Here is a 10,239-nt window from a genome sequence, read left to right on the forward strand (position 1 = left end):
CTCCGGTCGTCGTCGCTCTACAGCGTGAGCAACGCGCGGATCGGTCGGGTCGAGTCGGTCAGCGGGCGCAGCGCGAGCCGCAGGAGGGCGAGTGGATTGTCGTCGCCCGCGATCCGGTTCGCGCCCAGCTCACCGCAGGACTGGCACTGATGGATCAGCTGCCACTCCCCGTCCGCCCGAACGGACATGCTCAGCACGGTCATCCGTCCCCGGCACTCGGCCGCGCGGTCGCCCGGGACGCGGCGGTCGAGGTGCAGGCTGGTCAGACAGTGCGGACAGTGATTGCGATGGGCCGTGCCGGGCGCCGCCAGTGGTACGTCGAGCCGGCACGCCACGCACCGGAAGGCGTCGCCGCGCCCGGTCCGGCCGTGCGTGACGTCCTTGTACCGCTGGGGGCGCCGGCCGCTCGACCTGTGTCGACCCATGCTCACAGCTCCCCGAACACTTCGAGCGGGAACGGTGGTTGGGCCAGCGGTCGCACGGCCATCCGGATCAGGATCAGCTGGTTGTCGTCCGGCGCGATGGCGCCGGAGGTCAGCTCGTCGCAGCGGATGCACCGATGCACGAGCATCCAGTCGCCGTTGCGCAGCACCGCGATCGAGATCGGCGACATGCGCGCGCCGCACTCGGACGGGCCGCCCTCGACGTGGTCCACCACGTGCCGCGAGTGCAGGCAGCTCGGGCAGTGGTCGCGCCGGTCACCGGCGGGGTCGACGGTGGTGACGGTGAGGCCGCAGCGGACGCACCCGAAGGTGTCGACGCGCGGTGAAGTGGGGTGATTCCGGCCGGAATCGGTGGTGCCGGTGGACACTCGGAAATCTCCTTGCCGGGAGGTGGGGGCACTGACAGCAAGGAAGCGCCGAGCGGTCTCGGAAGGGTCGTCGCCGCGGTCCGGCACGCGCCGCGCGGTGCGCCGCGTGCGGGGACGGGCGAGCCCACCGGGGGATCAGTGCGGCCCGGGGGGTTTCCCGGTGTCGGATCCGACCGCGGTCGTACGAGGCGCGCTCGGCGCGGGCACGGACATCAACACCTGATTTCGGTGGAAGGGGGCCGCGCGGGTCGGCGCGGGCAGGACGCGGCGAAGGTAACAGCGGGCGCGGAGCCGGGGCCAACGATTTTCCGTGGGACGGGGCGCGACGGGTGCGGCCGGGCCGCGGACGTGCGACGGGGCCGCCGGCCGGGCGATCGTTCCTGGCAGACTCGGCGGATGATCGTCAGACTCGCGCAGCAGGCCGATCGGCCCGGATTCCTGACCCTGGCCGCCGAGGTGGAGCACTGGTTCGGGCCGATGGTCGCGGAGCCCGGCTTCCACGCGGCCCTGGACGAGCACGTGCGCGACGATCGGGCGCTGGTGGTGCCCGACGACGGGGATCGCGCCGGCCGGCTCCTGGGCGGCCTGCTGTTCGGCACCGAGGCGCCCGTGTACCGGGTGCACTGGCTGGTGGTGTCGGAACTCGCCCGGGGGCGCGGGGTGGGTCGTGCGCTGATGGCCGAGGCGATGCGCCGATTCGGTCCCGGCACCGTCGAACTGGTCACCTTCGGGGCCGACCACCCGGGCGCGGTCGAGGGCGGCTCCCGCGCCTTCTACACGTCCCTGGGCTTCACCCCCGCCGAACCCGCCGCAGCGGGCCCCGAGGGCGGCTCCCGGCAGGTGTTCCGCCGCACCGTCGAGCGGGACGTGCCCGTGCGCCCCGCGTAAGTCGGGCCCGCCGCCGGCGTGTGGGCGGCGGGCCCGGTGGGTCACACCACGCCGAAGGCGGTCATCGCCTCGGCGACCCGCAGGAAGCCGGCCACGTTGGCGCCCAGGACGTAGTCGCCCTCGCGGTCGTGCTCGGCGGCGGTGGCCAGGCAGGTGGCGTGGATGTCGCGCATGATCGCGCCGAGCCGGGCGTCGGTGTCGGCGAAGCTCCACGAGGTGCGGGCCGCGTTCTGCGCCATCTCCAGCGCCGAGGTGGCCACCCCGCCGGCGTTCGCCGCCTTGCCCGGCGCGAACGGCACGCCCGCCGCCTTGAACACGTGCACCGCCTCCGGGGTGCACGGCATGTTGGCACCCTCCGCGACCGCCATGAGACCGTGCTTGACCAGGTGCGCCGCGGCGGCCCCGTCCAGTTCGTTCTGCGTCGCGCAGGGCAGCGCGACGTCACACGGGACCTCCCAGACGGAGCCGCCGTCGACGTAGCGCGCGTGCGGCACCCGGTCGGCGTACTCGGCGATCCGCCCGCGCCGGGTCAGCTTGATCTCCTTGAGCAGGTCCAGGTCGATGCCCTTGTCGTCGACGATGTAGCCCGCCGAGTCGGAGGCGGCGACCACCCGCGCGCCGAGTTCGCGGGCCTTCTCGATCGCGAAGACGGACACGTTGCCCGACCCGGAGACCACCGCCCGCCGGTCCATCAGGTCGTCGCCGCGCACCCGCAACATCTCGGCCAGGAAGTAGACGCAGCCGTAGCCGGTGGCCTCGGTACGCACCTGCGACCCGCCCCAGCCGAGCCCCTTGCCGGTGAGCACCCCGGCCTCGTAGCGGTTGGTGATCCGCCGGTACTGGCCGAACAGGTAGCCGATCTCCCGGCCGCCGACCCCGATGTCGCCGGCCGGCACGTCGGTGTGCTCGCCCAGGTGTCGGTACAGCTCGGTCATGAACGACTGGCAAAAGCGCATCACCTCGGCGTCGGAACGACCCTTCGGGTCGAAGTCCGAGCCGCCCTTGCCGCCGCCGATGCCCAGGCCGGTGAGCGCGTTCTTGAAGATCTGCTCGAAGCCGAGGAACTTCACCACGCTCAGGTTCACCGACGGGTGGAAGCGCAGCCCGCCCTTGTACGGGCCGAGCGCGCCGTTGAACTCGACGCGGAAACCCCGGTTGACCCGCACCCGACCGGAGTCGTCGGTCCACGGCACCCGGAACATCAGCTGCCGCTCCGGCTCCACCAATCGCTCCAGGAGCGCCGCGTCGGCCAGCTCGGGACGCCTGGCCAGCACCGCGCCGAGGCTTTCCAGCACCTCGTGCGCGGCCTGGTGGAACTCGGGCTCGCCGGGGTTGCGGCGCAGCACTTCGTCGAAGGTCGCCGCGGCCGGTCCGGTCAGCTCGGCGAATGCCTGGAGGCTCATGGGTGGTTGTCCTTTCGTCGAACGGGCCCGTCGCGCGCGATCGGGTGCGGTTACGCTATCCGCCGCGGGGCCCGTTCCGGTCCGCGCCGGGCCGCGCCGCCGGTCAGAGGGAACGCCCTCAGTGATCGCGAACCGCGACCTGGGATGCTGCATTCCGTGTGGCCCAAAAGACTTGATGCAGCGTCACTTCCCGTGGCGGCCCTGGCGACGGTGCTCCTCGCGTCCGGATGCGGATCCGGCGGCGGGGGTGACTCCGGTGCGCCGTCCATGCCGCCTGCCCGATTTGCACCGATCGAGGTGGGGGTGCCGGATCCCAAGCTCGCGTCGCCGGTTCCGGCGCCGCCGTGCGACCCGAGTCGGAGCCTGACCCCGGCCGGCCCGCCCCGGGCGGGCGCGATGCCGGCCGGCTCGACGATGCGCGCGATCCAGGACCGGGGTCGGCTGGTGGTCGGCGTCGACCAGAACACCCGGATGTTCGCCGCGCCCGACGAGGACACCGGAGCACTGGAGGGCTTCGACATCGACCTGGCCCGGAAGGTGGCCGAGGCGATCTTCGGCGACGCGGAGCGCGTCCAGTTCAAGACCATCCCGCCGGGTCGACGGATCGACGTCTTGCTCAAGAACGAAGTGGACATGGTGGTGGACGCGATGACCATCACCTGCGAGCGCCGGCAACAGGTGGACTTCTCCGCGGTCTACCTGGAGGACGCGCTGCGTTTCCTGGTGCCGAAGCACTCGAAGGTGCAGAGCCTGGACGACCTGGCCGGGAAGTACGTGTGCGTGTCCTCGAACACCACGCCGGAGCGCCGGGTGGCCGAGTCCAAGGCCAAGGTCTACGCGGTCTCCGACCGCACCGACTGCCTGGTCGCGCTCCAGGAGGGCCGGGTCGCCGCGGCCTACACCAACGCCTCGCTCCTGGAGAGTCTGCGTGAGCAGGATCCGAAGCTGGAGGTGACGGGGCCGAAAACCGTGGAGGAGGTCAAGGGCATCGCGATACCCAGGGGTCAGGACGATTTTGTGCGTTTTCTCAACGCGGTGATGGAACGCGTGAAGACCGACGGCACCTGGCAGCGGCTCTACGACACGTGGCTCGCTCCGTCGCTGGGCGCGGCCAAGCCGCCGGCGACCACCTATCGCGACTGACCGGGGCCGGGCGGGGCAGGTGCCGATCGTGGTGCCGCGATCGGGGTGGACGGCCGCTGTGGCAGCGGTTACTGACGATGCGTCAGGTCGCTGCTACGTTGCCGCCCATGTTCCTTTCCCTCGGACTGCCCACGCACCTGGTCGAGGCCGGCGCCGATCTGATCGGCGCCGAGGCCGTGATGGAGATGTCCCGCGCGGCCGAGGCCGCCGGGTTCGACGCGGTCTTCACCACCGACCACCCGTTTCCCGGCGACCGCTGGCTCGCCCACGGCGGCCACCACACGCTGGACCCGATGGTCACGCTGTCCTTCGCGGCGGCGGCCACCACCCGGCTGCGCCTGCACACCAACCTGTTCGTCCCGGCGTACCGCAATCCGTACCTGTCCGCGAAGATGATCTCCTCGCTGGACGCGCTCTCCGGGGGCCGGCTGATCCTGGGTGTGGGCGCGGGCTACCTGGAGCCGGAGTTCGCCGCGCTCGGCGCCGACTACGCGAATCGCAACGACGTGCTGGACGACGCGCTGCGGGCGATGCGCGCGGCCTGGACCGGGGAGAGCGTCGGGGGGAACACGATGCGGCCGCGGCCCGCGCAGGACCGCATCCCGGTGTGGGTGGGCGGCAACAGCAAGCGGGCGATCCGCCGGGTGGTGGACCTGGGCGACGGCTGGCTGCCGATGCCCGCCCCCGCCGGCGCGTCGCGCCACCTGAAGACCCCCGGCCTGGAGACGCTGGCCGATCTGGCCGCCCGGCTCGACTACGCCCGCGAGTACGCCGCCTCGGTCGGCCGCACCGATCCGATCGACATCACCTTCATGCCGCGCGGGATGAGCATGTTCGACGGCGACGGGTTCGATCCGGAGGCGATCGTGGCCGACCTGACCGAGCAGGCCGAGGCCGGGGTCACCGGGGTGACGCTGACCCTGCCGGCCACGACGCGGGCGCGATATCTGGAGCAGACCGCGGCGCTCGGCGAGTCGGTGGTGCCGAGGGTGAAGGCGCTGGTGGTGCGCCCGCTGCTCGGCTGAGCGCGCACGTCACGACACGCGGGCCCGGCGTCGTCGCGACGCCCGGCCCGCGCGCTCGCCGAGCGGCCGGCGCCGGATCACTGCCGGTAGGACCCGATGAACTCGCCGATCCGGGTGATCGCGTCCGTCAGGTCGTCGACCTGGGGCAGGGTCACCACACGGAAGTGGTCCGGCTGGTGCCAGTTGAATCCGGTGCCCTGCACGACCAGGATCCGCTGGCTCTGCAGCAGGTCGAAGACGAACTTCTCGTCGTCGGCGATCTTGCACACGTCCGGGTCGATCCGGGGGAACGCGTAGAGCGCGCCCTTGGGCTTGACGCAGGTCACGCCGGGGATCGCGGTCAGCGCCTCGTACGCGGCGTCGCGCTGGGCGTGCAGCCGGCCGCCCGGCAGGATCAGGTCGTTGATGCTCTGGTAGCCGCCGAGCGCGGTGGCGATCGCGTGCTGCGAGGGCACGTTCGCGCACAGGCGCATGTTGGCCAGGATGTTCAGGCCCTCGATGTAGCTGGTCGCGTGCCGCTTGGGGCCGGACAACATCAGCCAGCCGGACCGGAAGCCGGCCACCCGGTACGCCTTGGACAGGCCGTTGAAGGTCAGGCACAGCAGGTCGGGCGCGAGCGAGGCGATCGGGACGTGCACCGCGTCGTCGTAGAGGATCTTGTCGTAGATCTCGTCGGCGAGGAGGAGGAGTCCGTGCCGGCGGGCCAGGTCGACGATGCCCTCGAGGATCGGCTTCGGGTAGACCGAGCCGGTCGGGTTGTTCGGATTGATCACCACGATCGCCCGGGTGCGGTCGGTGATCTTGGCCGCGATGTCGTCGAGGTCGGGATACCAGTCGGCGCCCTCGTCGCACAGGTAGTGCACCGGGGTGCCGCCGGACAGGCTCACCGCCGCCGTCCACAGCGGGTAGTCCGGCATCGGCACCAGTACCTCGTCGCCGTTGTTCAACAGCGCCTGGAGTGCCATCACGATCAGCTCGGAGACGCCGTTGCCCAGGTAGACGTCGTCGACGTCGACACCCTCGATGCCGCGTGTCTGGTAGTGCTGGACCACGGCCCGGCGGGCGGAGAGCACACCCTTGGAGTCCGAGTAGCCCTGCGCGGCCGGCAGGCTGCGGATCATGTCGTGCAGGATCTCGTCGGGTGCCTCGAAACCGAACGGCGCGGGGTTGCCGATGTTCAGCTTGAGAATCCGGTGCCCCTCGTCCTCGAGGCGTTTCGCCTCGTCGAGAACCGGGCCCCGGATGTCGTAACAGACGTCCGCGAGCTTGCCCGACTGGCGCAGCTCGGGCATCGGACGATTCTGTGGCTGCGACAACTCTTCGACGCTCACCTGGATATCTCCTCCTCGCAGGGCGGTCGCCCGCGCGACCTCGAACACACGGCGAGCGGGCGATCCTGCGAGTGTTCCACGCCGGCGGTGCGAAACGCAGTGGGATATCTGCCACGTGGGCGGCTCGGAGCCCGCTCGTGACCGGTCCGGCACCCCCTCGTGATCGGTCCGACGCCCCTTCGCGACCGGTCCGGTGCCCCCTCGTGACGCCGTCGATCGGCCGCCAAGTGTTCATCCGAGCGTTGCCCGCGTGGCAGATCCAAATCACTCCGTGGCGCCCTCGTGGTGTCACCCTGCCGCACATGGACGTGTCGTACTTCTACGGAACAGCGGGCGAAATCGACGCCGCGAGTCTGTACCGGCTGCTGACGCTGCGCAGCCGGGTCTTCGTGGTCGCACGCCGGCAGCCCTGGCTCGATCCCGACGGCCGCGACATCGAGCCCGGGACCGCGCACCTGTGGGCGGAAGCGGACGGCGTGGTGGTGTCCACGCTGCGACTGACCGAGGAGGGGGACGGCCTGTTGCGGATGGGCCGCGTCTGTACGCTCCTGTCCCATCGACGCCAGGGGCACGCGACGGTATTGGTTCGGCACGCCCTGGTCCTGGCCGGTCCGCGACCGGTGATCGCCGACGTGTACGCGCGCAGCGCCGACTGGTTCACCCGGCGCGGCTTCGAGCCGCGCGGCGGGCGCACGGTGGTGGAGGGCGAGGCGCACACCTCGATCCAGCACGTGCCGGCGGCCCGGCGCGCGGCGGCGGTACAGGCCGGCGGGAGCGGGGCCGGGCAGCGCGGCGGCGGGTACGTGCCGGCCTGGGCGTCGACCTGAGCCGAGGCCGGCTCCGGGAGGGCGGAAAACCGGCGGCCTCGGCGACCCCACGGCGCGGCCTCGACGTGTTTGGATGGGTCCTCGCGTCGGGGAGGGATCGGCCATGCGATTTGTGGTTCTGGGGGCCGGAGCGATCGGCAGCGTCCTCGGCGCCCGCCTCGCCCGGGCGGGGCACGACGTGCACCTGGTCGGTCGGCGGGCGCACGTCGACACGATTCGTGCCCACGGCCTGCGGGTCCGCACGCCCGACGGTGAGGACGTGGTCCGCCTCGACGCGGTGACCACGATCGCGGCCCTCGCGGCGCGGCCGATCTGGTCCGAGGTGGACGCGGTCGTGTTGTGCGTCAAGTCGCAGGACACCGCCGGCACGCTGCGCGAGCTGGCCCGGCACGCCGAGCCCGGGCTGCCGATCCTGTGCGCCCAGAACGGGGTGGCCAACGAGGACACCGCGCTGCGCCTGTTCGCCAACGTGTACGGCGTGCTGGTCGCCTGTCCGACCGCGTATCTGGAACCGGGCGTGGTGCACGCCTACTCCGCGCCGGTGACCGGGGTGCTGGACATCGGGCGGTATCCGCACGGCCGGGACGCCTTCGCGGCCCAGGTGTCACGTGTCCTGTCCGGCGCCGGATACGGCTCCGAGGTGTACGCGGACATCACCGCGTACAAGTACGGCAAACTCGTCACCAACCTGGGCAACGCGGTCGAGGCGCTGTGCGGCCCGAACGCGCGCGGCGGGAATCTGGACCGGCTGGCCATGGACGAGGCCCGCACGGTGCTCTTCGCGGCCGAGATCCACGCCGAGTTCGCCCCGGTCAGCCCGCTCGTCCAGGTCCGCCCGGTGGGCGGCGAGCGGCGGCCCGGCGGCTCGTCCTGGCAGAGCCTGTACCGCCGCACCGGCGGCATCGAGACCGACTACCTCAATGGCGAGATCGTGCGCCTCGGCCGACTGCACGCGGTGCCGACGCCCGTCAACGCCGAACTCCAGCGGGCGGCCAATCGCCTGGTCGTGTCGGGGGGCGAGCCCGGCTCGGTGTCCGAACTGGAACTGCTGCGAGCGGTGGTGGACGGGCGGGGGCCGGGCCCGGGGCGTCGAGAGGCGGACTGAGCGACCGGGCCGGGCGCGTCGCGTGCGGCCGACCCGGGCCGTGTCCACCGGGGAAAAGCCGGTGACCCCCGGCGCGTGGGATCGCTAGCCTGACGGTCCGTCGGCGGTGTGCCGACGTGCCGACCGGTGTCTCGGGCGGCGCCGTGCCCACGACGCGTGCGCGAAGGAGTGAGCCCATGGGAGAGCAGCCGACACATTCGCCAGCCGTCCCCCCGGCGGCCGGCTCCGAGCCATAGGGCCGGTCGCCGGAGCCGCCGCAATGCCCTCGGGGGGACCCCACGATGACCGACGCGGACACACTGCCCACCACCCCGTCCCTCGAGGATTGCCTCGCCGTGCTCGGCGCGCTGTCCGACCTCGCGCCGGACGCCCCGGAGCGGCGCGCGATCGAGCGGGCCCTGGCCTCCTTCAACCGCTCGGGCCGCCATCGTCGCCGCGCCGAGCAGCGCGAACTGCGCACCCGGGAGCGGAGCGAGGTGACCGAGCGGACCGCGCTCGGCGCCGCCGACCGGGTCGAGGACGTCGCCCTGGACGACACCGGGCTGCCCACCTGCGTCGGCGTGGTCGAGATGGGCCTGCGCTGCTACATCTGCAAGCAGCCCTATCGACGCGTCGACGGCTTCTACCACCGGCTGTGCCCGTCGTGCGCCGCGGAGAACCGGGAGCGCCGACACGCGCGCACCGACCTGGGCGGCCGGCTGGCGCTGGTCACCGGCGGGCGGGTGAAGGTCGGCCACGAACTGGTGCTCAAACTGCTGCGCGACGGCGCGGAGGTGATCGTCACCTCCCGGTTCCCGCACGACACGCGCCGACGATTCGCCGCCGCGCCCGACCACGACCGCTGGGCGCACCGACTGCGGGTGCACGCGATCGACCTGCGCGATCTGGGCGGGCTCGTCGCGTGGTGCGATCGCCTGGTGGCCGAGGGACGCCCCCTGGACATCCTGGTCAACAACGCCGCGCAGACGATCCGTCGACCCGCGTCGGCGTACGGGCCGCTGCTCGCGGCCGAGCGGGCGGCGTTGGGCGCGGGCGCGTTCGTCCCCCGGTTCGAGCTCGGCGCGGCGCCGGGGGCGCTCGTGCCCGGGTACGAGCCGGGGTCGGATCCCGTTCCGGTGGACCCGGCCGGGCTGATCCCGGACCGGGCCCCGGCCAACTCCTGGTCCAAGCAGGTGGACGAGGTGGATCCGGTGGAACTGCTCGAGGTACAGCTCGTCAATGTGACCGCGCCGTTCGTGCTGGTGGGCCGGCTGCTGCCGCTTCTGCGCGCGGCCCCGGCCGAGCGGCGCTACATCGTCAACGTGTCGGCGGTGGAGGGCCAGTTCGGGCGCGCGTACAAGTCGCCCGGGCACCCGCACACCAACATGGCCAAGGCCGCGCTGAACATGCTCACCCGCACCAGCGCCGAGGAACTGGCCGCGCAGGGCGTGTACATGACGAGCGTCGACACGGGGTGGATCACCGACGAGAAGCCGGCCCCGGACAAGGAGCGGGTCGCCGCGGCCGGGTTCCGCACACCCTTGGACATCGTGGACGGCGCGGCCCGGGTATACGACCCGATCGTGCGCGGCGAGCGGGGGCAGGCGCCGTTCGGCTGCTTCCTCAAGGATTATCGGGTCGCGCCCTGGTGATTCGGGTCGCTCCGGTGATCGTTCACCGAGCCGGGCGTATTGCCCCGCGGCGCGCCGCGGCGGTCGGTCGTGACC

At 72.3% G+C, this 10,239-nt stretch carries 10 protein-coding genes; 6 read left to right on the top strand and 4 right to left on the bottom strand.

Features of this window, described 5'->3' with window-relative positions:
* Positions 1–17: 17 nt before the first annotated feature.
* Positions 18–425, bottom strand: a complete 408-nt coding sequence (locus tag ACFRCG_RS47700; RefSeq protein WP_380042950.1) for an RNHCP domain-containing protein — start codon at positions 423–425, stop codon at positions 18–20.
* Between the two features lie 2 nt (positions 426–427).
* Positions 428–811: an RNHCP domain-containing protein gene (locus ACFRCG_RS47705; protein ID WP_380042951.1), complete on the bottom strand. Its 384-nt coding sequence runs from the start codon at positions 809–811 to the stop codon at positions 428–430.
* Between the two features lie 396 nt (positions 812–1,207).
* Here ACFRCG_RS47705 and ACFRCG_RS47710 point away from each other — a divergent pair, with 396 nt between their 5' ends.
* A complete protein-coding gene (locus tag ACFRCG_RS47710; RefSeq protein WP_380042952.1) occupies positions 1,208–1,699 on the top strand; it encodes a GNAT family N-acetyltransferase in 492 nt (163 codons plus the stop codon).
* Positions 1,700–1,740: 41 nt separating this feature from the next.
* Here the strand turns inward: ACFRCG_RS47710 and gdhA are convergent, their stop codons facing one another.
* Positions 1,741–3,102, bottom strand: a complete 1,362-nt coding sequence (gene gdhA / locus ACFRCG_RS47715; protein WP_380042953.1) for an NADP-specific glutamate dehydrogenase — start codon at positions 3,100–3,102, stop codon at positions 1,741–1,743.
* Between the two features lie 303 nt (positions 3,103–3,405).
* Here gdhA and ACFRCG_RS47720 point away from each other — a divergent pair, with 303 nt between their 5' ends.
* Both ACFRCG_RS47720 and ACFRCG_RS47725 read left to right on the top strand, forming a co-directional pair.
* Positions 3,406–4,245 (top strand): glutamate ABC transporter substrate-binding protein, encoded by an 840-nt coding sequence (locus ACFRCG_RS47720; protein WP_380042954.1) that lies wholly within the window; start codon positions 3,406–3,408, stop codon positions 4,243–4,245.
* 107 nt (positions 4,246–4,352) lie between these two features.
* The gene (locus ACFRCG_RS47725) at positions 4,353–5,270 is read left to right on the top strand and encodes a TIGR03619 family F420-dependent LLM class oxidoreductase (protein WP_380042955.1); all 918 of its coding nucleotides are present in this window, start codon (positions 4,353–4,355) and stop codon (positions 5,268–5,270) included.
* 77 nt (positions 5,271–5,347) lie between these two features.
* Here ACFRCG_RS47725 and ACFRCG_RS47730 read toward each other — a convergent pair whose 3' ends face one another.
* The gene (locus ACFRCG_RS47730) at positions 5,348–6,562 is read right to left on the bottom strand and encodes a pyridoxal phosphate-dependent aminotransferase (protein WP_380042956.1); all 1,215 of its coding nucleotides are present in this window, start codon (positions 6,560–6,562) and stop codon (positions 5,348–5,350) included.
* Between the two features lie 341 nt (positions 6,563–6,903).
* Between ACFRCG_RS47730 and ACFRCG_RS47735 the strand changes: the two genes are divergently transcribed.
* The 3 genes from ACFRCG_RS47735 (at position 6,904) to ACFRCG_RS47745 (ending at position 10,164) form a co-directional block, all read left to right on the top strand.
* Positions 6,904–7,428 carry a GNAT family N-acetyltransferase gene (locus ACFRCG_RS47735; RefSeq protein WP_380000876.1) on the top strand — a complete coding sequence of 175 codons (525 nt, stop codon included), beginning with the start codon at positions 6,904–6,906 and terminating at the stop codon, positions 7,426–7,428.
* Between the two features lie 103 nt (positions 7,429–7,531).
* A complete protein-coding gene (locus ACFRCG_RS47740; RefSeq protein ID WP_380042957.1) occupies positions 7,532–8,533 on the top strand; it encodes a ketopantoate reductase family protein in 1,002 nt (333 codons plus the stop codon).
* A 281-nt stretch (positions 8,534–8,814) separates the two neighbouring features.
* Positions 8,815–10,164, top strand: coding sequence for an SDR family NAD(P)-dependent oxidoreductase (locus tag ACFRCG_RS47745; protein ID WP_380042958.1), 1,350 nt, complete (start codon positions 8,815–8,817; stop codon positions 10,162–10,164).
* The last annotated feature ends 75 nt before the right edge of the window (positions 10,165–10,239 follow it).

Source organism: Embleya sp. NPDC056575, assembly GCF_042793325.1.
In the GTDB taxonomy this organism is placed as follows: domain Bacteria; phylum Actinomycetota; class Actinomycetes; order Streptomycetales; family Streptomycetaceae; genus Embleya.

What these genes read in the sequence shown, in the direction of transcription:
- ACFRCG_RS47700 (WP_380042950.1), bottom strand. Translation starts at nt 425, where the DNA reads ATGGGTCGACACAGGTCGAGCGGCCGGCGCCCCCAGCGGTACAAGGAC.
- ACFRCG_RS47710 (WP_380042952.1), top strand. Translation starts at nt 1,208, where the DNA reads ATGATCGTCAGACTCGCGCAGCAGGCCGATCGGCCCGGATTCCTGACC.
- gdhA (WP_380042953.1), bottom strand. Translation starts at nt 3,102, where the DNA reads ATGAGCCTCCAGGCATTCGCCGAGCTGACCGGACCGGCCGCGGCGACC.
- ACFRCG_RS47725 (WP_380042955.1), top strand. Translation starts at nt 4,353, where the DNA reads ATGTTCCTTTCCCTCGGACTGCCCACGCACCTGGTCGAGGCCGGCGCC.
- ACFRCG_RS47730 (WP_380042956.1), bottom strand. Translation starts at nt 6,562, where the DNA reads ATGCCCGAGCTGCGCCAGTCGGGCAAGCTCGCGGACGTCTGTTACGAC.
- ACFRCG_RS47735 (WP_380000876.1), top strand. Translation starts at nt 6,904, where the DNA reads ATGGACGTGTCGTACTTCTACGGAACAGCGGGCGAAATCGACGCCGCG.
- ACFRCG_RS47740 (WP_380042957.1), top strand. Translation starts at nt 7,532, where the DNA reads ATGCGATTTGTGGTTCTGGGGGCCGGAGCGATCGGCAGCGTCCTCGGC.
- ACFRCG_RS47745 (WP_380042958.1), top strand. Translation starts at nt 8,815, where the DNA reads ATGACCGACGCGGACACACTGCCCACCACCCCGTCCCTCGAGGATTGC.